Genomic DNA, 26363 nt, shown 5'->3' on the forward strand with positions numbered 1-26363 from the left:
CTGGGTCAGGGGGCGTCTGCTGGCGCTTGGTTGTGGGCGCCACGAATAATCTGCATGCCGGCCACAGCGCCGCTGGGCGCGGCCTTGGCTGGCGGCACCTGCGACAACTGACTGAACCGGAACAGCTCGCGGTTGGCGCTTTGCAACTGCGACTCGGCCTGGCGCTCGGCCCAGTAGCCGGCCAGCAGCTGCTCATCGGCGCTGCGCACTGCCAGGCGCAAGGTGCCGGCCTGGGCGGCGAGCATCAGCCGGCTGGCCAGCGCCTCGGGCACGGCCAGGGCCACGGTGCGCGTGCCACCCGTGCCCAGCGCATCGCGCCGCGCCTGCTGCTCATCGGCGCTTTGCGCAGGTCGGCCGTCATTGGCCAGGCCGGTCTGGTCACCGACGCTGAGCACCCGCAGCGCGGGCAGCACGACTTGCGCCGACGCCTGTGGGTTGTTGTTTTCTTCGCGCAGAAACAGCAGCACATCGACGTAATCCCCCGGGCGCAACTGCCCTGCCGCACCGATCACATCGTCTACCGCCAACGCGACGGCGCGCTCATGTCGACGGATCATCCGCGCCAGCGGCCCACCACTCTGAAAGCTTTGTTCATCCAGCCACAAGCCCTGCGGCAAGGGGCGCGCGCTGCTGCGCCCGAGCACGTCTTCGAGCTGGCTGAAGGCGCCAGCAGGGACTACCTGCAAACGCTCGATCAGCACATCTTCAGCGGTGAGTGGGGTGTTGGCCGGGACCTGCCGAGCCATGATCACGATGGGGAAACGCGTAGGCTCCGGCACGGCTAAGGGCGCCGGAGCCGCAACTGGCGGCGCACTGGTCTCGACCACCGGCGGTGCGGCGACAGGCTCGGCCGGGCGGCTCAGCATCAGCCCCCAATAGCCGGCGAGCAGTGCTGCCAGCAGGAACAGACCGGCGAGGATCATGGTCAAGCGACTGCTCATTAACGCTCTCCTGTCCCTGGAAAACCATGATGGCCAAAAGTAACTATTTCGCTATTGCACGGTAGCGCAGAGCGGCTATTTCGCCATGAATACGGGGGGAGATTTGCAGCCGACAAATTGACGCTGAACAAAAACAGGGGCTTAGCGCAGCTGTTCAAACCTAATACTTTGTAGTTAACGCCTTCTTACATTTGCAGGTCTGCACAGTTTGACGATGCTCTGATGGCAAAGGGGTATCACTGCACGCCGCCCCGCCACCGGCGCCCACCGCGCAAGGAGATGTGCCATGTTGCTGTTGAAGATCTATACCCGCTGCAAAACCTTTATCGAAAGCAAGGACGGCGCCTCGGGTATCGAGTACGCAGTGATCGCGGCGATGGTGGCCGTAGCGCTGGCGGCGTTCGTCACGCCGATATCGACCCAGGTAACGGCCTTGATGACGACCATCCAGACTGCAATTACCCGTTGAGTGGCCCAACCCTCAATTCTGCTGCGCACTCTCAAGCGACCAGGAGCGTTCCATGCTGACTTCTTCCTTGCGTCAACAGATTCTTCTGGTCGACGATGAGGAAGAGGCCCTGCTGGAGCTGGCCGAGTTGCTCGAGAACGAGGGGTTCACCTGCCATACCGCCAACTCGTTCAAGGCCGCGCTGGTGCTGCTCACACAGCACCCGGACATGGCTCTGGTGATCACCGACCTGCGCATGCCCGAGGAGAACGGCATCGCCTTGATCAAACGCCTGCGCGATCACACGGCACGCCAGCACCTGCCGGTGATCGTGATGTCCGGGCATGCCGATATGGACGATGTCAGCGACCTGCTGCGCCTGCATGTGCTGGACCTGTTCCGCAAGCCGATCTATCACGCCCGCCTGCTGGAAACCCTGGATAACCTGTTCCCCAAGCCACGCATGCAGTCGGTCGGCTAGCGCGGCGACCGATATACCTCCGATTACCCGTACGGCACGCTGATCAGCCCTCAGCCACCGGCATCCACCTGAAATTCCACCCGCGCCGTCTCGCCGCTTTCATCGAGCACGCTCAGTTCGACCCGCCCGACCTGCTCAAAGCGCACCAGCAGGCTGTCCTGACCGGACGTTTCGCCCAGCGGCTGGCCGTTGCGGAACCACCAGCGTTGGCCACCACCGCCCAGTGCCGAGACATAGAGTTGCAACGGCTCGCTGCTGGTCCTTGGGCGGCGCAGGTTGTCGCCGTTGCGCACGCCGACGATCGACAGCGGCGGCGCGCTGGCGGGCACCTGCGGCGGGCAGCTCGGGTCAATTGCCGGCAGCCGGGCCGCGCGCCGTTCGACCCGCGCCAGCCAAGGTTCCAGTGGCGCAGGCCAGAGCGCGATCTGTTGCGACGTGGCACCTGGGCAACTGGCATCCACGCGCAACCCCTGCGGGTTGACCCAGACCGTGTCGCGCAGGCCCAGGCCGAGCGGCTGGTCTGCCGCCTGCAAGGTCGGCGGCGTGGTGCCGTCAAGGGTCCAGGCGAAGCGCTGGCGCCGGCAGTTAGCGTCCTGGCGCGGCATGGGCTGGCCGAGCGGCCAGCAGATCGCGGCCACCCCGACCGACGCCGGCACCTGCTCCACCGGTGGGCGAATACCGCGCTGGCTGTCGCGGTTGCTCAGCAGGTCGTGCACTTGCAGCATCAGCGGCGCCGCCGAGGCCAGGCCGAACTGGCCAGGCACCGGGGTGCCATCCGGGCGGCCGATCCATACCCCGATCAGGTAGCGCGGGCCGACCCCGACCGACCAGGCATCTCGAAAGCCATAGCTGGTGCCGGTCTTCCAGGCCAGTTGCGGGCGCTGCACCAGTTCGGCGTGCGGATCGCGGTCGGGCCGTGCCTGGCCGCTGAGAATCCGCCGGATGATCCACGCCGCACCGGGCGACAACAGCCGCCGTTCGAGCAGCGGATCCTGCGGTTGCAGGCGTACCTGGGCACTCTGCCCGGCCCGGGCCAAGGCTGCATAACCGCCGACCAGATCTTCCAGCCGACTGCCGGCGCCACCGAGGATAAGCGACAGGTTGGGCTCGGCCAGTGGCGGCAGTATCAACGGCATACCCCCCATGCGCATCTGCGCGGCAAAGCGTTTGGGGCCGTAGGCTTCGAGCAGTTGCACGGCGGGCAGGTTGAGCGACAACGCCAGCGCCGAGCTGGCTGACACCGGGCCGCTGAAACCCATCGAGAAGTTGCCGGGCCTGTAGTCGCCATAGCGCCGCGGCACATCCTGCAGAAGGGATTCGGAATGGATCAGGCCGTCGTCCAGGGCCATGCCATACAGGAACGGTTTCAGGGTCGAGCCGGGCGAGCGCAGGGCGTGCACCATATCGACATGACCAAAGCGGCGGGCATCGCCGATGTCGATCGAGCCGATGTAGGCACGGGTGGCCATGGTTTGTGTCTCGACCACCAGAATCGCCGCCGAGGTGCGCTCCGGCAGGCGTGCGCGCCAGCCCAGCAGCAAGTCTTCGAGCCGGCGCTGTAGCGAGGCATCCAGGGTGGTGCGGATCAGCGGCGGGCTGTTCGCCGTGTTCAGCCTGCGGGCCAGCAGCGGCGCCAGTGCCGGCTCCTGCCGCGGGGCGAGCAGCAACGGCTCTTCTCGGGCTTCGGCGACTTGCTGAGCCGACCATACCTGATACTCGCCGAGGCGCTGCAAGACCTTGTCGCGGGCCTGCTGCGCACGCTGCGGATGACGGTCCGGGCGCAGCCGGCTGGGGGCCTGGGGCAGCACCGCGAGCAAGGCGGCTTCGGCTGGGGTGAGCTGTTTCGGTGACTTGCCGAGATAAGCCCAGCTGGCCGCCGCCACCCCTTGCAGGGTGCCGCCGAAAGGAGCGCGGTTCAGGTAGATCTGCAGGATCTGCTGCTTCGACAGGTGCCATTCCAGCTGCAACGTGCGCCACAGTTGTCGCGACTTGCCAGCCAGGGTCCGCTCATGCGGATCGAGCAGGCGCGCTACCTGCATCGACAGGGTGCTGCCGCCGGACACCACGCGGCCGCCGCTGAGGTTGAGCCAGGCAGCCCGCGCCAGGGCCAGCGGGTTGACCCCGGGATGGCGATAGAACCAGCGGTCTTCGTAGGTCAGCAGCGCTTGCAGGTACAGCGGCGACACTTCATCGGGGCTGACGGGATAACGCCATACGCCATCGGCATCGGCAAAGCGCCAGAGCGGCGTACCGTCCTCGGCCAGGACCACCCGGGCAAGGTCGTCGGCCGGCATCGGCAACGGCCAGATGCGATCGGCCAGCCAGAGCAGGCCGACCAGCAGCAGTGCACCGGCAATACTGGTTTGCAATACACGCAGCGCACGATGGCGCGGGCGTATTAAGCTTGGCATGGGGAACCGACCTGGCCAGGTAATGGCCAAAGCCTTGGAATGATCATCAGGACGCGACTATGCATGTAGAAGGTTTTTTTGAATGGCTGGGGCAGGCACTGGGGGCGGTGATCCGCTTCATTGTCGATGGCTTGAGCGGGCTGTTCAATCTGCTGGCCAATGCCGGCGGCAATTTCATCGACGGGCTGGCGCGCACGCTGGGCATGGATACCTCGCTGGTCAGCATCCTCGCCTTGATCGTCGGTTTGCTACTGTTGTACTCGGCAATCCGCGCGTTCATGCGCGCCTCGATCATCGCCGGGATCATCTGGCTGGTGCTCGGCTTGTGGGTCATGAGCTGGATCATTCATTGACTGCAGATTGCCGGGAGGGCTGCGCCCTCCTTTCGCGACACAAGGCCGCTCCTACACAGACCGCGTGACGCCCGGGCGGCGCGGTCCTTGTAGGAGCGGCCTTGTGTCGCGAAAGGGCTGCAAAGCAGCCCCAGCGATCTCGAGCCAGGCACAAAGCCCGCCTCAGCGGCCCTTGACGGTCATATCCCCCTGACTCTCACCCACCGCCTGCAGATTAGGTCGATACATCGACTCAACCTGCGGCGGCGGCACCCGGTAGGTACCCGGGGTCACGGCGCGGGCCAGGTACAACAGATGGGTCGTGCCGTAGCTGTCCAGTTTCAGGGCAGCGACATAGCGGTCATCACGGTACTCCTGATGCACCACGCTGGCGTTCTGCATAGACTCGCGCCATTCCTTCACCGCACTGCTGGCGTTGTCCAGGCTGGCTGCGCTCTGCGCCAGGTTCTGGTTTTCCAGCTCAAGGCCCGCCGGCAGCAGGTCAACCACCAATGCGTCCGGCACTTGGGTCGAAGCACGCAAGGCCAGGTGCACCAGCACCAGCTCACCGCTACGCAGATTGCGCAGATCCAGCGGCTGACCGTTCATGCCCAGGTACTCGCGGCGGATCTCCATACCGTTACTGCTGGCCGGCGGCGCTTGGCGCGGGTAACCGGACAGGGTCAGTTGCTGATAAAGGGTGTCGCTGCCCTGGTTCTGCAAGGTCAGCGGCGATGCCAGTAACGGCCCTTCGAGCTTCATCCCCGATTCGACGTTGTTGAACTCGCGCACCTCGCCGGCGCTGTCCAGCCGCGCCTGCCACTTGCCTTCAGGTTTACCCAGCAGGCCGCGGCCCGCGAGGAACAGCGCGTTGCGCTCCTGGGTCGACAACCAGCGGCTGGCGGCCAGTTCGTCAGACAAGGCAAACAGGCGCTGATCGACCTGATTGGTGGCCAGGTTGTTTTCCTGGAGCAAGGCGAGGATCAACGCCTGGTCACGCACTGCACTGCCGTAGTCGGCCATCCAGCCCTTGCCGCGGCTGATCGCCAGGCCCGCTTGCAGCGCTTGCTGAGCACGTGGCTTGTCGCCCATCTTGTCCAGTGCCACCGCCAACTGCACCAGCGGCAGACCGGAACGGGCATCGCTACGGCGCTCGAACACTGCGCGCAGGGCACCCAGCGGCGCCTGCTGACTGCGCGCCAGTACCAAGGCGGCGTAGGCTTGCACGGCAAAGCGGGTGTGCTCGGCGTTGTCGCTGTAGTTGACCTCGATCATATTGCGCTCCTGCAAGTACCGCAGCAGCCGCTCGTTGGCCTTTTTCAGCGCTTCGGCCGGCACGCCATAGCCCTGCTCGCGAGCACGCAGGAGGAAGTCGGTGACATAGGCGGTCAGCCAGTATTCTTCTTCACTGTCGGAGCTCCACAGGCCAAAGCCACCGTTGTAGCGCTGCATGCCCAACAGATGCTCGATGCCCATCTCGATCTTGCGCTTGCGCACATCGGCAGGCTCGCCCTTGATGCCGAGGCGTTTGAGACTTTCGGCATCGGCATAGAGCGACGGGTACAGGCCGCTGGTGGTCTGTTCCAGGCAACCATAGGGATAGGCCTCGAGCGCACGGATCTGCTCGGCCAGGTTCAGCGGCGGCCGGCTCGACAGGGCCAGGCTGGCCTCAAGACCGGCCGGCTCGAACTCAGCCAGATCGCTCTCCGGCAGGCTCCACGGCTGATCCTTGAGTGCCACGCGGTAGTGTTTGAGCATCGCCGGATAAGCCGGGCGCACGCCCAGTTTCCAATCACGCTCAAAGCTGCTGGCGGCTTCACCCGGCAGTTGCAGGCCGTTGACACGCACGCGCAGGGTGCCCTGGCCGAGACCGCCCAAGGCCTGCACCGGGATCATCAGCGTCTTGCGCTGGCCCTCGGCCAGGGCAACATTCTGCTGACTGCCGGCCGCCAGGCTCAACTGGCCTTCGCCGCTGAATTCGACCGTCAGCTGCTGAGCGCGCCCGGACAGGTTGGCCAGATCCAGCGCCAGGCTGGTGCGGTCACCACCGGCGAGGAAGCGCGGTGCCGACAGCTCGGCGATCAGCGGCGCGGCGACCACGGTCTTGCCTTCGGCCATGCCGAACTGCTCGTCGTTCCAGGCCTGGGCCATGATCCGCAGTTCACCGTTGAAGTCGGGGATATCGACCGTTGCTTCGCCCTCGCCCTTGTCGTTGAGGGTCACCGGCAGGCTCTGCTGGGCAACGATGGTCACCGTGGTATTGGGCCGCTTGCCGCCCTTGGCCAGCGCGGCGTCACCACCAAAAGCCAGGCTGGCCAGACGGCCCTGCCCGGCTTCGATCAACTGGCCATAGATATCCAGTTGGTCAGCACCATAAGCCTTGCGCCCGAACAGGCTGGCGAAAGGATCAGGGGTCTTGAAGTCGGTGATATTGAGGATGCCGACATCCACTGCGCTGAGCAGCACATGCACCTTTTTAGGCACGCTGCCGTCGGCAGCGGTAGCCTTGAACTTGACCGTCAAAGGCTGCTTGGGACGCATCTTCTCGGGCGTCTGCAGGGTCAGGGCCAGCTTGCGCTCGGTCCGATCCAGTGGCAGATGGAGCACGCCGACCGCGCGTTTTGGCGTGGCGTTGGCCTTGCGCTCACCTGGGCGAATCACCAGCGCACTGATGTACAGGTCGTGCCGCGCCCACTTCTTGTCCAACTGCACGTCGAAGGTCTTGCCTTCGGCGGGCACGTCGATTTCCTGCCACCACAGCGGCCCATCGCTGGATTCGATCATCAGGTAGCCGCTGCCGGCTGCAGGCGGCGTGACCGTGACCTTGGCCGTAGCGCCGTCGGCATAGGACGGTTTGTCCAGGGCTAGCTTGACCTGATCCGGGCGCACCGCGCCGCCTTCAGCATTGTCCTGAGCGCGGTAACCGGCCCAGAAGCGTGCACTGGACACCAGCCCGGTCTGCGGGTCTTCAACCTCGACCCGGTACGGGCCCCACTCGACCTGGAAGTTCAGTTTGGCGGTGGAGCCGGCTTTGACGCTGACGGTCTCTTCGCTCTGGGTCAGGTACTTCTCGTTGTAGTTGTAGCTCCAGCCGTCGCTCTGCGAGTAGTTCCAGTAGTAGTCGCGGCGCTCACGGATCAGCCGCACCTTGAGGTCGTCGGCGGCCAGCTTGGCACCGTTGCGGTCGGCTACCAGCACTTCGAATTCGACCGGGCCATCGCCATCGGTTTCTTCACCGTCGAACAAACCGCGCAGGCCAGGTAGGCGCTCGGCCGGCCAGATCGGTTGTTCAAGGCGGCGGGTAATCGGTCGGCCGCCGGATTCCTGCAGGCTGGCCTGCACACTCAACTGCAGCGGCGAACGGGCCTCGCTCCAGCGGCTTTCGATGTCGATGGTGGCCTTGCCGGCCTGGTCGAGGGTGACTTCGTCCAGCTCCAGATCCTGACTCAGCTCGGTTTCGGTTATCGACCCGAACTGGTAGCCGGGCAACGCCGGCACTGCTTCACGCAGCGGCCGCACGTAGGCCTGGCCACTGAGGCGGTTGCCCGCTGCCGGGGCGCCATACAGGTAGCGGCCATTGACTTTGATCTGCGCGGTCTGCTCGAGGCTCAGCGGCGTGGCGCTGCCCTTGAGTTCAAGCGCCAGACGCTCGGGCAGGAAGTCTTCGACGAGGATCTCGAAAACCTGCTTACGGCCACCGCCGAGATCGAGCAGCAACTGCCAGCGACCGGTCGGTGCCTCGCTCGCCAGTTGCAGCTGATATTGATAGAGGCCATTGGCATCGGCCTCCCAGACGAACTTGCGGCTGACCTGCTCATCTGGCCGGCGCACCTCGACGCTGACTGGCTGCGCCTTGACCGGCTTGCCATCCTGATCACGCAACAGGCCATTGAGCAGCACGGTCTCGCCCGGGCGATAGAGGTCACGCGGGCCGAACACGAAGAACTGCAGCGGGTTGGCCTGCGGCCCGGTGATGTCGAACTCGGCCAGGTCGAGGGCGGCGGTATTGAGCCGCAATAGAGTGGTGTGCACGCCCTGGGTGGCGATCAGGGTATCGGCCTTGTCGGTGATCGGCAGCTGGGCATGGCCATCACTGTCGGTCTTGGCCTGAGCCAGCAGCTTGCCCTTGTCGTCGTGCAGTTCGAGGTTGACGCCACTGAGCGCCTTGCCGCCTTCCAGTGCCTGGGCGAACACATCCAGGCGGTCACGGTAACGGTGCGCCGAGACGCCGATATCACTCAGGGTGAACAGGGTTGCTGGCTGGGAGTAGTCATAGGTGCCAGATGCACGCATCACCGCCAGGTATACGCCTGGCTCCTGCAGTGGCTTGATCCCGGCAATCGGCAGCAACACAGTCTCGCGGGTGTTGCGGGCAGGGTTGAGGTCGAAGCGCCCGCCGTAGACCAACTCGGCCATGTCCAGGGTTTCTTTGGACTGGTAGTAGTACAGGCTGCTGTTGCGGCCCCAGTTGGCCAAAAAGGTCGAGAGCATCTCCGGCTTGATGCGGAAGAACTCGACATCGACCTTGTCGACGTTCAGGGCAATCACCGGCAGGCCTTCGGCCAGGCGCGTCGGCAGCAACGAGCCTCGGCTGGCAAAGCCGATGGTGGCCTGCATGTCGCGGGTTTCCAGGCGGCTGACCGACTCGGCCGCGAGGCTGTTGCCATTCACCGCGAGCAGGCCCTTGTCCAGGGTCAGCACCAGCTTGCGCTGCGGTTCAAGGTGGCGCAGGCGCAATTCCATCTGGTTGTCGGAAAGCTCCCAGGCGCCGTCCACCTTGCCTTTGACGGTGTCGACCAGGTGCACCTTGCTGGCGAAGTCCTGCTTAGCATCGAGCGGCGCCGAGAAACTGATCGACAGCGCGCTGGCGCCGTCGAGCTGGGTTTCCGAGACATCGAGCACGGTCAGCTCGCGGCCTGCGTAGCGCTTGGCGAGCAATGCCGGGTCTTCCCGTTTGGCGGCCTTGGCTTCGGCCGGCGCAGTTGCCGCAGGCTTTTCGACAGCGGCAGTGGTGTCCTTCGACGAGGAATCACAGGCACTGAGCAATGCCAGCGCGCAGGCCAGCAACAATCCTTTGTTGAACATGGAGAGAAGACTCTTGGGCAGCGTGTTCTTGAGGCCTGCAACTATAGCGCAACGGCCAGCGGCTTACCTGCTGTCGCGTGGTAACTGCGAGCTTGTTCGCACGGGCGGCCGGGCAGCTCGCTAGAATAGCCTCGGCGGCGCCCCGCCAATCTCAGCCTTGATCGCAACAGGAGTCCGTATGCCCCCGCTGTCCGCCGACTGGCGCCACCACCTGACCCACCGCAAGGTCTGGGCGCTGGCCGCACCGATGATCCTCTCGAACATCTCGGTGCCGTTGGTTGCATTGGTCGACAGCACGGTGATTGGCCACCTGCCGCATGCGCATCAGCTCGGCGCGGTGGCCGTGGGCGCGACCTTGTTCACCTTCATGGTGGGTTTGATGGGCTTCCTGCGCATGGGCTCCACGGGCTTCGCCGCCCAGGCCGCCGGGCGCAACGATGGCGCGGCGCTACGCCAAGTGCTGGTGCAGGGATTGCTGCTGGCGCTGGGTTTTGCCGCGCTGATCGGGGTGTTGGCACTGCCCTTCAGCCAACTGGCGTTGCAGGTAATCAACCCAAGTGCGGCGCTTCATCAGTCCACCGAAGATTTCTTCCACACTCGGTTGCTCGGTTTGCCGGCAGCCTTGGCCAGTTACGCCCTGGTCGGCTGGTTTCTCGGCACGCAGAACGCGCGCGCGCCGTTGGCGATCCTGCTGACCACCAACCTGCTCAACATCGCGCTCAATCTGTGGTTCGTGCTGGGCCTGGACTGGGGCGTGATTGGCTCGGCGCGGGCTTCGGTGATTTCCGAATGGAGCGCCGCCCTGCTCGGCCTGGCCCTGACCCGGCCGGCGTTACGCCGCTATCCTGGGCAGCTCGCCTGGGTGGCGCTGCGCCGCTGGCAGGCCTGGCGGCCGCTGCTTTCGGTCAACCGCGATATCTTCCTGCGCAGCCTGGCGTTGCAGTTGGTGTTTTTGCTGCTGACGGTGCAAGGCGCACGCCTCGGTGAAGCGACGGTGGCGGCCAATGCCCTGCTGCTCAATGGCCTGTTGCTGACTGCCTATGCCCTCGACGGGCTCGCCCATGCGGTTGAAGCGCTGTGCGGTCACGCCATCGGCGCCCGCGACCGGCAGACCCTGCGCCGCTCGCTGGTAGTCGCCGGCGGCTGGTCGCTGATTGTCAGTATTGGTTTTGCCGGGCTGTTTCTGCTCGGCGGGCATTTGTTCATCAACCTGCAAACCGACATCGCCAGCGTGCGCGAGGCGGCCTATCCGTACCTGCCGTACCTGGCAGTGCTGCCGCTGATTGCCGTGTGGAGCTACTTGCTCGACGGCCTGTTCATCGGCGCGACCCGCGCGCGTGAGATGCGCAATGCGATGCTGCTGAGCTTGCTGCTGGCGGCGCCATTGGCGTGGATGGCCAGCGGGTATGGCAATCATGGATTGTGGCTGGCGTTTCTTGGGTTCATGGCGTTGCGCGGGGTGACGCTGGGGTGGGTTGGCTGGCGGATGCAGCGAGAGGGGCGGTGGTTGGGGTGATTTAGGGCGATCTTTTCAACGGCCAATTCGAGGATGACCATATCCACCAGGGCGCTGGCCGAGTAAAGCTGGGGCCGCTCTGCGGCCCTTCGCGGGTGAACCCGCTCCCACAGGGGGCACATACAGCCCTGCGGGAGCGGGCTTGCCCGCGAAGGATCGCGCAGCGGCCCCAAAGTCTCAGGTGCAGCAAAGGCTGCTAGCGGCCCCTTTTGTACATTACGACGACAGGTACGAAGACCGGGTCAGGCCCAACCGCAGCGCATCCAGATACTGGGTGCGTTCGCGGGCGGTGATCTTGGCGCTGGCGACCTTGTCACGGTAGTGAGTCATCAACTCCTCCGGAGACAGGTGCACGTAGCGCAGCATGTCCTCGATGGTGTCGTGGGTCTCGATCCCGGCGTGGTAGGCGCTGCCGTCGGCGTTCTGGTAGATGTTCACCGAGTCGGTGTCACCGAACAGGTTGTGCATGTCACCGAGGATTTCCTGATAGGCACCGACCAGGAAGATCCCCAGCAGGTAGTCTTCACCCTCGTTGATACCATGCACCGGCAGGCTGGTTTCGATGCTCTGCTCGTCGACGTACTGGTTGATCTTGCCGTCCGAGTCGCAGGTCAGGTCCTGCAGCACGGCGCGGCGCAGAGGCTCTTCGTCCAGGCGGTGCAGCGGCAGGATCGGCAGTACCTGGCCAATCGCCCAGGTATCCGGCAGGCTCTGGAACACCGAGAAGTTGCAGATGTACTTGTCGGCAAGCTTGTCGTTGAGTTCGTCGAGCACCTGGCGGTGCGAGCGCTGACGGGCCTTGAGCGAGTTGTGCAAGCGGCGGCACACGGCGAAGTAGCACTGCTCGGCGAGGGCCTTTTCCGACAGGGTGAGTTTACCGTCGGCATACTGCGCCGCGACGTCGCCCATGTAGTGGGTGGCACGCCAGTAGGTCTCGGTGACCATCTCGATATCGGTTGGGCCGAGCAAGTCGACCAGCCATTGCACGGTCTCGGGCAGGGCTTCCTTGTTGTCGATGGTCGGCACTTCGTCGTTGTGCTTCTCGACGTCGGTCACCTGCACCACCAGCATCGCGTGGTGCGCGGTCAGGGCACGGCCGCTTTCGGAGAAGATGTGCGGATGCGGCAGGCCCTGCGCATCGCAGAACTCCTTGAGCATACCCACCACGACGGCGGCGTAGTCGTCGATGTCATAGTTGATCGAGCTGGCATTGCGCGAGTGGGTGCCGTCGTAGTCGACCCCAAGGCCGCCGCCAACGTCGATATGGTCGACCGGCAAGCCCAGTGAACGCAGCTCGCCGTAATAACGGATCGCTTCCTTGAAGCCATGCTGATAGTCGGCCAGGTTGGCGATCTGCGAACCCATATGGAAGTGCAGCAGGCGAATGCCCTGGTCCAGCCCCGCAGCGCGGAAGCGCTCGACCACCGACAGCAGCTGCGCCGCCGACAGACCGAACTTGGACTTCTCACCGCCGGTGTCGGCCCACTTGCTCGACGCCAGCGACGACAGGCGTACGCGCAAGCCGACCTGTGGCTTGACCTTGAGCTCGGCAGCCTCTTCGATCACCAGGGCGACCTCGGATTCTTTTTCGATAACGATGAATACGTTATGACCAAGCTTCTGGCCCATCAGCGCGAGGCGGATGAACTCACGGTCCTTGTAGCCGTTGCAGACGATGGTGCCGCCCTTCGGCGCCAGCGCCAGCACCGCCAGCAGCTCTGGCTTGGAGCCGGCTTCAAGGCCGATCGATACGTTCTGGGTGGCGATGATGTTCTCGACCACCGCTTCCTGCTGGTTGACCTTGATCGGGTACAGCGCGGTGTACTCGCTCTGGTATTCCAGGCGCGCGATGTTGGCGTCGAAAGCGCCGGTCAACTGGCGGACGCGGTCTTGCAGGATGTCCGGGAAACGCACCAGCAGTGGCAGCGAAAGGCCACTCTGGCGCAGCTCGTCAACCTGTTCGAAGAGGTCGATGGGGGCACTGTCGGGGCCGTTGGGGCGCACTTCGACGCGCCCGGCTTCATTGATGGCGAAATAACCAGCGCCCCAATGGCGGATGCCATAAACACTGCGGCTGTCGGCCACGGTCCACTGGCTACCATCGTCTTTGCGTGTGCGTCGTACGGACATTCAAGTCCCCTGTAGATAAGTCGAAGACACTGCCTTGGCGACAAGGCGACGGCAGTGTAAAAGCGAAAAATGACGATTCGTCCATGCCAGGGGTAGACCCTGGTTACGGAATCGAGTTTAGAAAGCTCGGGGGAAAAAATCGCCTGGTGATTCAACCACCGGACTTTTTCGCCTTGAAGCCTTGCTTGGTCAGCTCTGCCAGCAACAGCTCGACGTGGTCGCCCTGGATCTCGATAACGCCGTCTTTCAAGGCGCCACCGGTGCCACAACGCCGCTTGAGGCTGGCAGCCAGCTCTTTCAAGGGTTCGAGCGCCAACGGCACACCGCTGATGGTGGTCACCGTCTTGCCGCCGCGGCCTTTGCTTTCGCGGCGCACACGGGCAATACCGTCACCTTCGGGGATGGCTTGCTGCTTGCAGATACAGGCGTCCGCCGGCTGGCCACAGTCGGGGCAGTGCCGACCGGCATCGGTGGAATAAACGAGACCGCTCAAGGCGGAAAAGGAAGAAGCTTTCTTGGCCACTTTTGTTCCTCTTGCTGAGGACAAAAACTGGTCGATTCCGTTGCCTGGAGCCGACCGCGAAGCCCCACTCTGGCAGGGGCGGCGCTACTGACGCAAAAGCTGCGACAGCCCGAAAAGGGCGCGCAGTGTAACGATAATTGCGCCGCTTGCTAAGTACTGGATTGCGCCATTTTGCGCAGGTTTTACGACCTGACGCAGACTCCGGGCCGCAGACTAGCTCAAGCCTGCCTGATAGCGCTGCAGCGCAACCAGTGAATCCGGGCAATAAGGCAAGCGCTGACGCTCGTCGTCGACCTGCGCCAGGCTGACGAAGCGCGCCTCGCTGACCTCCTCCGGCTGCAAGCGTAACGGCCCGTCCCAGACCGCCGAAAACACGCCGCACCAGAGCCGATTGCCCGGCTGGTCAAAATAGAACCGCTCATGAAAGCGCAGTTCGACGCCGGTCACCCCGAGTTCCTCGGCCAGCTCGCGGGCCGCCGATTCGGCATAGCTCTCATCGGTCGCCACCATGCCGCCAGCGGCCACGTCCCAGTACCCCGGGTAGACCGCCTTGCTCAGGGAGCGGCGGTTGATGCAGAGCAAGCCGGCGCTGTTGAACAGCAGAATGAACGTGCAGCGGCCGATCAGCCCTGCCTCACGCAGCTGCGCACGCGGCATGGCGCCGAGCAGTTGATCATGCTCGTCGACCCAGGCGATCAGTTCGAGGTCCGAGGCCGCCCGGTGGGCAGCCTCGGCTGGGGTGATGGTCATGCTCAGCCTTGCGACAGCAGCTGACGCAGGTCGATCACTGCAGCGTTGGCGCGCGAGATGTAGTTGGCCATCACCAGCGAGTGGTTGGCCCACATGCCGAAACCGCTACCGTTGAGCACCATTGGGCTCCACAGGGCTTCCTGCGAGGCTTCCAGCTCACGAATGATCTGGCGCACGCTAACCGTGGCGTTCTTTTTGGCCAGGACGTCGGCGAAGTCCACTTCAATGGCGCGCAGCAGGTGCGACAGCGCCCAGGCCTGGCCGCGTGCTTCATAGAAGACGTTGTCGATCTGCATCCATGGTGTTTCCACCAGCTCTTCGTCAAGCTGCGGCACCTGGCCAGCCACCACGGTTTCAGTCTTCAGGGTGCTGTTCAGCTTGACCCGGCCGACACTGGCCGACAGCCGCTGCGACAGCGAACCCAGACGGGTGGCTACGTCACCCAGCCAGTTGTTCAGGTTATCGGCACGGGTATAGAAGATCGCGCCTTTGTCGCCTGCGGCCAGACGCGCCTGATAACGCTCGAGCGACTTGATGCCTTCAGAGAACTCGGACTCGCTCGATGGCAGGATCCAGCTCTTGTTGTCGAAGTTGAAGCGCGGCTCGGCCTTGGCCAGGTCGGCGTCTTCGGTCGACTGCGACTGCGAACGGGCGAAGTCCTTGCGCAGTGCCCGCGACAAGTCGCGCACCTGCACCAGCACGCCATATTCCCAGCTCGGCATGTTGTCCATCCACAGCCCAGGTGGGAAGCGGTCGTTGGAAATGTAACCGCCCGGCTTGTCGAGCAGGGTGGCGGCAACGGTTTTCAGCGTCTCGACGGTGGTGTAGCCAATGACCATCTTCTGCCCGCTGCGCTCGGCGCTGGCCTGGGCATTCTGCTGCACCGGGAACAGGTCAGGCTCCTGGCTCCAGTACCAGCCAAGGCCGATACAGACCAGCAGGTACAGCCCGATCACGACCCCAAGAGCGCGGCTCCAGAGGCCGCCAAAGTAGCTACGGGCGGCGGCGCGACGGGAGTCGGGCCGCTCACGAGGCTCGGCAGTGGCCTCACGGTTTTTCCAGTCCAGCATGGCATTGTCCTTAATCAGTCACGACGGTTCAGAGCTTGGACCTCAGGCTACGGCCAGGGTGCCACGGCAAGCCCACATCGACCCACTATAAAGCAGACACCGGCTTGCGCATAAGCGACCGGGCGGTCAGCAACTGAATAACAGGACCAGACGCAATGTTGACCTGGCACACGCGCAGCTTGCAGAAGTGGTGCTAGCATACAGCCATCATCGAAGCTGCATTCCCCCATAATAAGTAGTCAGCCATGATCCAGTCACCACAGCCCAGCCACGAGCGCGCCAAGCGCAGCAGCGATCACGTCGACGAGGTGCCGCTGCCGCCGTTGCGCAAACCGGTGTATATCCTGCTGCAGGATCATGACCGCGCCGAACGCCTGGCGCAGCAGCTGGAATTCTTTGGCCTGGGGGTGCACGCACTGGCCACTGCCGAGGCGTTCTGCGCGGCGATGCGCGAGCGCTTGCCGGCGGCGATAGTCATGGACGTCGACTTCAGCGGCCCGGGCTGTGGCCTGCTGCTGGCGGCGCAGGCCCAGCTGGGGCTGGATCAGGCTGTGCCGCTGCTGTTCTTCAGCCTGCACGAAACCGACACGCCGACGCGCCTGGCCGCCGTGCGCGCCGGTGGCCAGGCGTTCATGACCGGTACGCTGGAAGCATCGAGCCTGCTGGAAAAGGTCGAGATGCTGACCAACGCCACTCAGTACGACCCGTTTCGAGTACTGATCATCGACGACTCGCGTACCCAGGCACTGCATACCGAGCGCGTGCTCAACAGCGCCGGGATGATCACCCGCAGCCTGACCGAGCCGATCCGCGCCATGGCCGAGCTGGCTGACTTCCAGCCCGACCTGATCATCCTCGACCTCTATATGCCCGACTGTACCGGGCCGGAGCTGGCCAAGGTGATCCGCCACAATGACCGCTATGTCAGCGTGCCGATCATCTACCTGTCGGCCGAGGACGACCTGAACAAGCAGCTCGATGCCATGAGCGAAGGCGGTGATGATTTTCTGACCAAGCCGGTGCGTTCACGCCAGCTGCTGACCACGGTACGCAACCGCGCCGTGCGCGCGCGTCATCTCAAGGCGAGGATGGTCCGCGACAGCCTGACCGGTCTGTACAACCACACGCATATCCTGCAATTGCTGGAAGACTGCAGCTTCCGCGCCCGCCGCGAACAGCAGCCGCTGAGCTTTGCCATGCTCGACATCGACCACTTCAAGAAGATCAACGACCGCCACGGCCACCCCATGGGCGATCGGGTGATCAAGAGCCTGGCATTGTTCCTCAAGCAACGCCTGCGCAAGACCGATTACATCGGCCGTTACGGCGGTGAGGAATTCGCCATTGTGCTGCCCAATACGCCGCTGAGCGCGGCCTACAAGGTGCTCGACGAGATCCGCCGGCGCTTTGCCGAGATCATCTATCCGGCCCAACCCCATGACCTGCACTGCACCTTCAGCGCCGGCGTGGTGCAGTTGGATCAAGCGCACGATGCCCTGAGCATGGCCAGTGCCGCTGACGAAGCGCTGTACCGGGCCAAGCATGCCGGGCGCAACTGCGTGGTGCGGGTAGACCCCGCGTAAACGGCGCCAGGCCCGGTCAAGGCAAAAGGCCACAATTGTCCAGCGCAGCACCCTCCTCCGTCATCACCCCGTCATGAAATCGCAATAACTTCAGGCACCTACCTCTCTCCACGCTGCCGGAAGCCTGCGCCATGCGCCTGAAGTGGTTGACCAATTTCAATACCTTGTTGCTCGTTGCCGTGTGCATTGCCCTGGGCGCAACCCTGTGGTGGTCACAACGAGCGCTGGAGCGTCCCTATCTGCTGATGGAACGCTATCTGGGCTTGTCGCAGCAGTTTCAGAACCATATCGAGCGCGATACCCAGGCCTACCTGGCCAGCGGCGACGCCGTACGCCACGCCGCCGCTGTGCAGGGCAACCAGCAGTTGCAGGCAGCGCTTGCTGACTGGCCCGAAGCTCTGGCCGAGCAACTGCGCCCCAGCCTCGGCGAGTTGCAGGCATTCACCGGCAATCAGCTACTGGCCGCCGGCAAGCTGGCGGGTGATCCGCAAGCCTTGCTGCTGCAGGCCGAGCGCGAACTGGGCGGCACTCTCGAACAGCTGGCTGGCTACGCCCAAGGTAGCACCAGCGAGCAGGCCCAGCGCTACCTGGCGCCCTTGCTGGACGCAGCGGTGCATTTGGGCCGTTTATCGCTGGCCCGCGACAAGCTGGTCAGCAGTGGGCGCGCCGAGCTGGCTGAAGAAGTCGAACGCGAATTGCAGCAGGTACGTGTGCAGGCCGAGCAGATTGCAGCATTGCCGCTACTGGGCGTGACCCGCGCGGCCGAGTCCGGCGCTGACGACTTCGCCGCGCTGATGGGCCTGCAAAGCCAGGCTAGCGAGCAGCGCGAAGACTTCGCCGTGGCCCTCAAGCGCGATCTGCAGAGCCTGCTCAGCCGCTATCGCGCCGAACTGCAGCGCACCCGCGAACAGATCGATCAGCGCGCAACCCTGGCCAACAGCACCCGCGAGCGGCTCGAGGCGGTGCAGCAAGCGATTGCCGGGCTGGAGCCGCAGGTACGCGCGCAACACGCGAGCATCGCCGCCGAGGTGCGCATCATTCAGGGCGTGATGATCGTCTTGATTCTGTTCATCGCGCTGCTCATCGACAGCCTCCAGCGGCGCCTGGCGGGAACCCTCGGCAGCCTTGCACCAGCACTGTCACGCTGGGCCGAGGGCGATTTTGCCCAGCCCATTTCCTTGGGCAAGACCAACCGCGAACTGCACGACATCGAAGATTCGCTCAACCACCTGCGCCAGTATCTGGTGCAACTGGTGGCGACCTTGCGCGCCAACGCCGAGCAGGTTGCCGGCAGCAGTCATGCCCTGGCCGGCATGAGCAGCGGCCTGCACCAAGGCGCCGAACGCCAGGCCGGTGACACCGCGCAGATCCGCGATGCCCTGGGCGAGCTGGAAGCGACCATTCAGCAAGTGGCAGGCGATGCCAGCGCTGCGGCCCAGGCCAGTCGCGAGGCCGGCAGTGCCGTCGAGCACGGTCAGCGGGTGATCGGCCAGAGCCTGTCCGGGCTGCGTACCTTGGTTGATGAAGTCCAGGGCAACGCGCAGATGATCGAACAACTGGCACAGGAGTCGGCGACCATCGGCGGTGTGCTCACGGTGATTCGCTCGATTGCCGAACAGACCAACCTGCTGGCGCTCAACGCCGCAATCGAAGCGGCTCGCGCCGGCGAGATGGGCCGCGGCTTTGCCGTGGTCGCCGATGAGGTGCGCTCGCTGGCGCAGCGCACAACTGGCGCTACCGGCGAAATCCAGGCACTGATCGACCGCCTGCAACTGGCCGCGCGCGACTCGGTGAATGGCATGCGCACCCAGCTCGAGCATGCCGAGGCCACTGCCAGCCAGGCGCAGACGGCAGATGGCGCTCTGGATGAAATCGTCACGGCAATCCGCACCATCGCCGACACCGCTGGGCGTATCGCCGATGTGACGGCGCAACAAACCGGCGCCGTGAGCGACATCCGCGACCACAGCGAGCGCATTCACCAACTGGGCGAAGACAACCTGCAGCGCATCGGCGAAGGCCGTGAACAAGGCGAGCAATTGCTCAAGCTGGGCGGCGAGCTGAACACTGCAGTGGCTGCATTCCGCGTTTAAACAAGGGTGCCGGGCGGCCGCCCCCAATGCCCGCCAAGTCCGCTATCATGCGCCCACGTTCGACCTCGCGAGTCCGCCATGCGCCGCCTGTTTTTCCTGCTGTTTCTGCTTCTGGCCAGCCCGGCTTTCGCCGCTGGTCTGCTCGACAACCGCCCCAGTGCCACGCTCGGTGCCTCTGCCCTGAGTAACAACAGCGACTTCCTGCCGGTGCATGAAGCGTTCAAGTTGAGCCTGGTCAGCAGTGATGCGCAGAACATCACCCTGCGTTTCGTCGCCAGCGACGGTTACTACCTCTATCGCCACCGCTTCCAGTTCCGCAGCGAGCCTGCCGATATAGCTCTGGGCACGGCGCAGATTCCGCCCGGTGAGGCCAAGCACGACGAGTTTTTTGGTGATGTCGAGGTGTATCACGGCGTGCTCGATATCGTCGTGCCGCGACCTGCCGCTGACAGCCGCGGCTTTACCCTGCTGGCGGGCTACCAGGGCTGCGCCGACAAAGGCCTGTGCTATCCGCCGGAAACCGCAAGGATTGCCATCGATGCGGCTGGTGCAGCCAGCTCGCCAAGCAGCGCGCCCGGCTTGGACTGGCAAGCGTTGCTGCTGTTCTTCCTCGCCGGTGTCGGCCTGACCTTCACCCCCTGCGTACTGCCGATGCTGCCGATCCTGTCGGGTGTGGTCTTGCGCGGTCAGGTCGGCGGCTGGCGTGGTTTCAGCCTGTCGCTGGCCTATGTACTGCCGATGGCGGTGTGCTTCGCCACCCTCGGCGCGCTGATGGGTGTGTTTGGCGCGGGGCTGAACCTGCAGGCGCGGCTGCAATCGGCCTGGGTGCTGGTGCCGTTTGCGCTGTTCTTCGTGCTGTTTGCCCTGGCCATGTTCGGCCTGTTCGAGCTGAAGCTACCGCAAGCCCTGAGCAATCGCCTGGACCGCGTGGCCAATCGCACCCAGGGCGGCTCGCTGCTCGGTGCCGCGGTGCTCGGCGTGCTCTCCAGCCTGCTGGTTTCACCCTGTGTGTCGGCGCCACTGGCCGGCGCCCTGCTGTACATCAGCGCCAGTGGTGACGCTTTGGGCGGCGCGCTGAAACTGTTCGCCCTAGGCCTGGGCATGGGCGCGCCATTGCTGCTGATCGGCACCGGCGGCGCGGCCTGGCTGCCGAAGAGTGGGCCGTGGCTGAACACCGTCAAGAATGCCATCGGCGTGCTGTTGCTGGGTCTGGCTATCGGCCTGCTCAGCCGGGTTTTGCCCGGGCCGCTGACTTTGCTCTTGATCGGCCTGCTGGCGGCGGGCGTAGCGCTGTTCCTCGGCGCCCTTGAGCTGGTGGTGAAAACGCCGCGCGAGCGCCTCGCGCAATTGGCCGGCCTGGCCTTGCTGGTGTACGCCCTGGCGTGCTGGTACGGCGCCCTCAGCGGCCAGGGTGACCCACTGCGGCCACTGCCCAGCGCGGCTCCAGCCGCTGCTGCAGGCGCAGTCAGCGCCGACGCCTGGCAGACCATCACCACTCCGGCGGCGCTCGACGCAGCCCTGGCGGCGGCCTCGGCCGCCGGCCAACCGGTGCTGCTCGACTGGTACGCCGACTGGTGCATCAGCTGCAAGGTGATAGAACATGAGGTGCTCAGCGCACCGCAGGTGCAGGCGCAGTTGGGCGCCTTCAAACTGCTGCGTTTCGACATCACCGAAAGCAATGTCGAGCAGCGCAGCCTGCTCGACCGCTATCGCTTGTTCGGCCCGCCAGCACTGCTGTTCTTTGCCGCAAACGGCAGCGAAATGAGCAGCGATCGTGTGGTTGGTGAAATAAACGCCGGCGATTTTGCACAGATCCTCACGCGCGTACGCGGCCAACTCGGGCTATAACTTCCTGCTGACTGCGCTGTTCGCAGCCTGCGGTGACCAAATTTAAACATCTGGTCACATACTTTGCGCGAATCTCGGGCAACGTGCTGGCTATTGCCGGGAACTGGACACACCTACTCGCTTTGCGGCATAGTCGCCGCGCATGTCGTATTGCCCTACAAGACCAAGGAACCCGCAGATGGCTACCCTACTGGTGCTGCACGGCCCCAACCTCAACCTGCTCGGTACCCGCGAGCCGGGTCATTACGGTGCCGCCACCCTCGCCCAGATCAACCAGGATCTGGAGCAGCGTGCCCGTGCCGCAGGCCACCATCTGCAGTACCTGCAGAGCAATGCCGAGTATGAGCTGATCGATCGGATTCACGCCGCGCGCGACGAAGGCGTCGATTTCATCCTGATCAATCCGGCTGCTTTCACCCACACCAGCGTCGCATTACGTGACGCATTGCTGGCGGTGAGCATCCCATTCATCGAAGTGCACCTGTCCAACGTGCACAAGCGTGAACCGTTCCGGCATCACTCTTACTTCTCCGATGTTGCGGTAGGGGTGATCTGCGGTCTCGGCGCCAGCGGTTATCGACTGGCCCTGGAGGCAGCTCTGGAACAGCTGGCTGCAAGCGCACAGCCCTGATGAAACAAGGCCTTGGCCCCTGCGGGCCGAGGTCATAGAGAAACGTTTTCGACACGTTTTCAATTTACGTCCCCGACCGAACCTTGGGAGTTGCTGATTAATGGATATCCGTAAAGTCAAAAAGCTGATCGAACTGCTGGAAGAGTCCGGCATCGACGAACTGGAGATCAAGGAAGGCGAAGAGTCCGTTCGCATCAGCCGTCACAGCAAGACCCCAGCTGCTCAGCAGTACTTCGCGCCACAACCGATGGCCGCCGCTCCAGCAGCTGCGCCTGCTCCGGTTGCCGCTGCCGCCCCTGCTGCCGACGCCGCGCCAGTGCTCAAAGGCACCGTGGTCCGTTCGCCAATGGTCGGTACTTTCTACCGCAAGCCATCGCCGACCTCGCCGAACTTCGCTGAAGTCGGGCAGAGCATCAAGAAAGGCGACACCCTGTGCATCGTCGAAGCGATGAAGATGATGAACCACATCGAAGCCGAAATCGGCGGTGTCATCGACGCCATCCTGGTGGAAGACGGTCAGCCGGTTGAATTCGACCAGCCGCTGTTCACCGTCGTTTGATCCTCGGAGAGCCAACGATGTCTGCGAAGCTGGAAAAAGTCCTGATCGCCAACCGTGGCGAAATCGCCCTGCGTATCCTGCGGGCCTGCAAAGAGCTCGGCATCAAGACCGTCGCTGTGCACTCCACGGCTGACCGTGAGCTGATGCACCTGGGTCTGGCGGACGAATCGGTCTGCATCGGCCCTGCGTCGTCCAAGGATTCCTACCTGCACATCCCGGCGATCATCGCTGCCGCCGAAGTGACTGGCGCTACCGCCATCCACCCAGGCTACGGCTTCCTCGCCGAGAACGCTGACTTCGCCGAGCAGGTCGAGAAGTCCGGCTTTGCCTTCATCGGCCCGAAAGCCGACACCATTCGCCTGATGGGCGACAAGGTTTCGGCCAAGGCAGCCATGATCGAAGCTGGTGTACCGACCGTACCAGGCTCCGACGGCCCACTGCCGGAAGACGAAGAAGAAGCCCTGCGCATCGGCCGTGAAGTCGGCTACCCGGTGATCATCAAAGCCGCTGGCGGCGGCGGTGGTCGCGGCATGCGCGTGGTGCACAATGAAGAAGACCTGATCGCGTCGGCCAAGCTGACCCGTACCGAAGCCGGTGCTGCGTTCGGCAACCCGATGGTCTACCTCGAGAAGTTCCTGACCAACCCACGTCACGTGGAAGTCCAGGTGCTGTCCGACGGCCAGGGCCAGGCAATCCATCTCGGCGACCGTGACTGCTCGCTGCAGCGCCGTCACCAGAAGGTTCTCGAAGAAGCACCGGCCCCGGGCATCGACGAGCAAGCGCGTCAGGAAGTCTTCGCCCGCTGTGTCAAGGCGTGCATCGACATCGGTTACCGTGGTGCTGGCACGTTCGAGTTCCTCTACGAGAACGGCCGCTTCTACTTCATCGAAATGAACACCCGTGTTCAGGTCGAGCACCCGGTTTCGGAAATGGTCACTGGTATCGACATCGTCAAGGAGATGCTCAGCATCGCCGCTGGCAACAAGCTGTCGTTCACTCAGGATGACGTGGTGATCCGCGGCCACTCGCTGGAATGCCGGATCAACGCTGAAGACCCGCGCAAGTTCATCCCGAGCCCAGGCACCGTCAAGCACTTCCATGCCCCAGGCGGCAATGGCGTGCGGGTCGATTCACACCTGTACAGCGGCTATTCGGTTCCGCCGAACTATGACTCGCTGATCGGCAAGCTGATCACCTACGGCAAGGATCGCGACGAAGCCATGGCGCGCATGCGCAATGCCCTCGACGAAATCGTGGTCGACGGTATCAAGACCAACATCCCGCTGCACCGCGACCTGGTGCGCGATGAAGGTTTCTGCAAAGGTGGCGTCAACATCCATTACCTCGAGCACAAACTGGCCAACCAGGATTGATCTTGAAGTGATGCGCTGAACAAACCCCGGCCCTGTGCCGGGGTTTTTTATTGCCGCTCGTGCCTCGCTTGCCTCGCCACGCGCACAAACCGCACACACTGAAGTAAACTGCCCTACTTCGCGCAGCCCAGTCGCTGCCCCCACAGATTTTTTAAGGTACCCGCCATGCCCTGGCTGCAAGTACGTCTGGCCATCAGCCCGGAACAAGCCGAAACCTACGAAGATGCCCTGCTCGAAGTAGGCGCTGTCTCGGTAACCTTCATGGACGCCGAAGACCAGCCGATCTTCGAGCCGGACCTCAACACCACGCCACTGTGGTCGCACACCCACCTGCTGGCCCTGTTCGAAGCCGACGCTGAGCCTGAGCAGGTATTCGCTCACCTGCGCCTGCTGACCAACGCCGAGCTGCCCGAGCATCAGGCTGAAGTCATCGAAGACCAGGACTGGGAGCGCAGCTGGATGGACAACTTCCAGCCCATGCGTTTTGGTCAGCGTCTGTGGATCGTGCCAAGCTGGCACGCAGCCCCTGAGCCGGAAGCAGTCAACCTGCTGCTCGACCCGGGCCTGGCGTTCGGCACCGGCACCCACCCGACTACCGCGCTGTGCCTGGAGTGGCTCGACGGCCAGCAACTGGCTGACGTGCAGGTACTGGACTTCGGCTGTGGCTCGGGCATTCTGGCCATCGCTGCGCTGCTGCTGGGCGCGCGCGAAGCGGTCGGTACCGATATCGATGTGCAGGCGCTGGAAGCTTCGCGCGACAACGCCGGGCGCAACGGTATCGAAGCCGAGCGCTTCCCGCTGTACCTGCCTGAAGACATGCCGGCGATGCAGGCCGACGTGCTGGTGGCCAACATTCTGGCTGGCCCGCTGGTCTCGCTGGCGCCGCAGTTGTCGGGCCTGGTACGACCGGGCGGCCTGCTGGCGTTATCGGGGATCCTCGCCGAACAGGGTGAAGAAGTCGCCGCCGCCTATGCTGCAGACTTTGACCTGGACCCGATCGTCGTCCGCGACGGCTGGGTTCGCATCAGTGGCCGCCGTCGCTCGGCAGGCCTGAAATAATCACCTGCACAGCCCCCCGGATCGCCGCATGACCGACAGTTTCGTCACCCAGTGCCCGCATTGCCAGACCAGCTTTCGCGTCACGCATCATCAATTGAGCGTGGCCCGCGGGGTGGTTCGCTGCGGCCAGTGCCTGCAAGTGTTCAACGCCGCCAAGCAACTGCTCGAGCAAAACCGCGTAGCCACTGCCGAGACGGCGCCTGCGCAGCCAGAGCTGGCTACCCCGGTCGAAGCACCAGCGCCTGCTGGGCCGGCGCCGAGCCAGGACGACTGGCAGGCCAGCGCTCAGGCCTTTGACGAAATCGACCTGGACCAGGCATTAGCCAATCTGGAGCGTCGCGATCGGGCCAGCGAAGGCCAGAGCGAGGCGCGCAGCGATGCCCTGCAGGCAGTGCGCGAGGTGCACGACCCGGACGAAGACGTCGGCCGCCCGTTCGGTAACGCCACCGACGAGCCTCTGAGCGAGCCTTCACCGCTGGTCCTCGAGCCGCCACTGATCGAGCCCGAAGCGCTTGAGCAAGAGCCGCTTGAGCAGGAAGCCTTTGAGCACGAGCCATCGCCCCGCGAGCGCACCGAGCCAAGCATTGGCCTGGTACTTGACCCGGACGATCAACCCAGCCGCCAGCAGCCCACGCTGGGCGCGCCGTTGACCGCAGCCGAAGCGCTGAGCCGCGAGTCTCTGGCCGCCGACGACGACCATGACACGGTAGTAAGCGGCCTGTCGGCGTTCGATGATGGCCGCCGCAAGGAAAACCTGTCAGCGCTGGACGCCCACGACGAGGAACTCGAGCAGCCGCTCGATGAGCGTATCGAACCGGGCCTGAACAGCCGCGCCAACCGGCGCAAGGAGCCGCTGATCGATGTGGTCGACGACCCGCTCCAGCTGGGCTGGCAAAAACCCCAGGTCAACTGGGGCAAGCGCTTGCTGTGGGGCACGCTGACCCTGCTTGCCGCCGGCTTGCTGGCCTTTCAGTACGTGTGGTTCCACTTCGACGAAATGGCCCGCCAGGACCAGTACCGGTCGTGGTTCCAGCAACTGTGCCCGACGCTGGGCTGCAAGGTGCCGACCCGGGTCGACATTGCCCGGATCAAGAGCAGCAACCTGGTGGTGCGCAGCCATCCGGACTTCAAGGGCGCCCTGATCGTCGACGCGATCATCTACAACCGCGCGCCGTTTGCCCAACCGTTCCCATTGCTGGAACTGCGCTTTGCCGACCTCAACGGCCAGTCGATTGCCAGTCGTCGCTTCAAACCCAGCGAGTACCTCTCCGGTGAATTGGCCGGGCGCGGCGAAATGCCCAGCCAGACGCCTATCCATATCGCCCTGGATATCCTCGACCCGGGCCCCAAGGCCGTCAACTACAGCCTGAGCTTCCGCTCGCCGGAGTGACAATTGCCTGCAGACGCCGGTTTACCGGCGCCTGCAGCTTGTCCAGAACTGCGAGGCATAAGGCCGCAGCTGTTCAGATTTTATCCAAATTGACCTTTATCCAGTCATCCAGAGCGGGTATTATGCCCACCCTTTTTGAC

Annotated in this window: 19 protein-coding genes; 12 read left to right on the forward strand and 7 right to left on the reverse strand. The window is 64.1% G+C overall.

Annotation, left to right across the window (positions count from 1 at the left end):
* Positions 1 to 5: 5 nt before the first annotated feature.
* Positions 6 to 941, reverse strand: a complete 936-nt coding sequence (gene cpaB, locus M2396_RS08960; RefSeq protein ID WP_220633015.1) for a Flp pilus assembly protein CpaB — start codon at positions 939 to 941, stop codon at positions 6 to 8.
* A gap of 286 nt (positions 942 to 1227) precedes the next feature.
* On the opposite strand from cpaB, the gene M2396_RS08965 reads away from it, so the two are divergent.
* Positions 1228 to 1410, forward strand: coding sequence for a Flp family type IVb pilin (locus M2396_RS08965; protein ID WP_101316110.1), 183 nt, complete (start codon positions 1228 to 1230; stop codon positions 1408 to 1410).
* Positions 1411 to 1462: 52 nt separating this feature from the next.
* Positions 1463 to 1870, forward strand: coding sequence for a response regulator (locus M2396_RS08970; RefSeq protein WP_259074295.1), 408 nt, complete (start codon positions 1463 to 1465; stop codon positions 1868 to 1870).
* Between the two features lie 50 nt (positions 1871 to 1920).
* Here M2396_RS08970 and pbpC read toward each other — a convergent pair whose 3' ends face one another.
* Positions 1921 to 4281 carry a peptidoglycan glycosyltransferase PbpC gene (gene pbpC, locus M2396_RS08975; RefSeq protein ID WP_259074298.1) on the reverse strand — a complete coding sequence of 787 codons (2361 nt, stop codon included), beginning with the start codon at positions 4279 to 4281 and terminating at the stop codon, positions 1921 to 1923.
* A 59-nt stretch (positions 4282 to 4340) separates the two neighbouring features.
* Between pbpC and M2396_RS08980 the strand changes: the two genes are divergently transcribed.
* A complete protein-coding gene (locus M2396_RS08980) occupies positions 4341 to 4634 on the forward strand; it encodes a hypothetical protein (protein WP_101316104.1) in 294 nt (97 codons plus the stop codon).
* Between the two features lie 162 nt (positions 4635 to 4796).
* Here M2396_RS08980 and M2396_RS08985 read toward each other — a convergent pair whose 3' ends face one another.
* A complete protein-coding gene (locus tag M2396_RS08985; protein WP_259074300.1) occupies positions 4797 to 9698 on the reverse strand; it encodes an alpha-2-macroglobulin in 4902 nt (1633 codons plus the stop codon).
* Between the two features lie 178 nt (positions 9699 to 9876).
* On the opposite strand from M2396_RS08985, the gene M2396_RS08990 reads away from it, so the two are divergent.
* Positions 9877 to 11214 carry an MATE family efflux transporter gene (locus M2396_RS08990; RefSeq protein WP_259074302.1) on the forward strand — a complete coding sequence of 446 codons (1338 nt, stop codon included), beginning with the start codon at positions 9877 to 9879 and terminating at the stop codon, positions 11212 to 11214.
* A 216-nt stretch (positions 11215 to 11430) separates the two neighbouring features.
* Here the strand turns inward: M2396_RS08990 and speA are convergent, their stop codons facing one another.
* From speA to M2396_RS09010, 4 genes are all read right to left on the reverse strand, one after another.
* Positions 11431 to 13344, reverse strand: coding sequence for an arginine decarboxylase (gene speA, locus M2396_RS08995; protein ID WP_101316098.1), 1914 nt, complete (start codon positions 13342 to 13344; stop codon positions 11431 to 11433).
* A 151-nt stretch (positions 13345 to 13495) separates the two neighbouring features.
* Positions 13496 to 13867: a translation initiation factor Sui1 gene (locus M2396_RS09000; RefSeq protein ID WP_101316096.1), complete on the reverse strand. Its 372-nt coding sequence runs from the start codon at positions 13865 to 13867 to the stop codon at positions 13496 to 13498.
* A 213-nt stretch (positions 13868 to 14080) separates the two neighbouring features.
* Positions 14081 to 14617 carry an NUDIX hydrolase gene (locus tag M2396_RS09005; RefSeq protein WP_101316094.1) on the reverse strand — a complete coding sequence of 179 codons (537 nt, stop codon included), beginning with the start codon at positions 14615 to 14617 and terminating at the stop codon, positions 14081 to 14083.
* Positions 14618 to 14619: 2 nt separating this feature from the next.
* Positions 14620 to 15687 carry a DUF2333 family protein gene (locus M2396_RS09010; RefSeq protein ID WP_101316092.1) on the reverse strand — a complete coding sequence of 356 codons (1068 nt, stop codon included), beginning with the start codon at positions 15685 to 15687 and terminating at the stop codon, positions 14620 to 14622.
* 245 nt (positions 15688 to 15932) lie between these two features.
* On the opposite strand from M2396_RS09010, the gene M2396_RS09015 reads away from it, so the two are divergent.
* From M2396_RS09015 to M2396_RS09050, 8 genes are all read left to right on the forward strand, one after another.
* Positions 15933 to 17270 (forward strand): diguanylate cyclase, encoded by a 1338-nt coding sequence (locus tag M2396_RS09015; RefSeq protein ID WP_101316090.1) that lies wholly within the window; start codon positions 15933 to 15935, stop codon positions 17268 to 17270.
* Positions 17271 to 18583: 1313 nt separating this feature from the next.
* Positions 18584 to 19363 (forward strand): methyl-accepting chemotaxis protein, encoded by a 780-nt coding sequence (locus M2396_RS24305; protein ID WP_401181838.1) that lies wholly within the window; start codon positions 18584 to 18586, stop codon positions 19361 to 19363.
* Positions 19364 to 19441: 78 nt separating this feature from the next.
* Positions 19442 to 21211 carry a protein-disulfide reductase DsbD gene (locus M2396_RS09025; RefSeq protein ID WP_259074312.1) on the forward strand — a complete coding sequence of 590 codons (1770 nt, stop codon included), beginning with the start codon at positions 19442 to 19444 and terminating at the stop codon, positions 21209 to 21211.
* A 178-nt stretch (positions 21212 to 21389) separates the two neighbouring features.
* Positions 21390 to 21842: a type II 3-dehydroquinate dehydratase gene (gene aroQ, locus M2396_RS09030; protein WP_101316084.1), complete on the forward strand. Its 453-nt coding sequence runs from the start codon at positions 21390 to 21392 to the stop codon at positions 21840 to 21842.
* A 100-nt stretch (positions 21843 to 21942) separates the two neighbouring features.
* Positions 21943 to 22401 carry an acetyl-CoA carboxylase biotin carboxyl carrier protein gene (gene accB / locus M2396_RS09035; RefSeq protein ID WP_101316082.1) on the forward strand — a complete coding sequence of 153 codons (459 nt, stop codon included), beginning with the start codon at positions 21943 to 21945 and terminating at the stop codon, positions 22399 to 22401.
* A gap of 17 nt (positions 22402 to 22418) precedes the next feature.
* Positions 22419 to 23774: an acetyl-CoA carboxylase biotin carboxylase subunit gene (gene accC, locus M2396_RS09040; RefSeq protein WP_101316079.1), complete on the forward strand. Its 1356-nt coding sequence runs from the start codon at positions 22419 to 22421 to the stop codon at positions 23772 to 23774.
* A 165-nt stretch (positions 23775 to 23939) separates the two neighbouring features.
* Positions 23940 to 24833, forward strand: coding sequence for a 50S ribosomal protein L11 methyltransferase (gene prmA, locus M2396_RS09045; protein WP_103435904.1), 894 nt, complete (start codon positions 23940 to 23942; stop codon positions 24831 to 24833).
* A gap of 28 nt (positions 24834 to 24861) precedes the next feature.
* Positions 24862 to 26223, forward strand: a complete 1362-nt coding sequence (locus M2396_RS09050; protein WP_259074317.1) for a DUF3426 domain-containing protein — start codon at positions 24862 to 24864, stop codon at positions 26221 to 26223.
* Positions 26224 to 26363 lie beyond the last annotated feature (140 nt).

Origin of the sequence: Pseudomonas sp. BIGb0278 (assembly GCF_024809895.1) — a bacterium.
Classification (GTDB): Bacteria; Pseudomonadota; Gammaproteobacteria; order Pseudomonadales; family Pseudomonadaceae; genus Aquipseudomonas; species Aquipseudomonas shirazensis.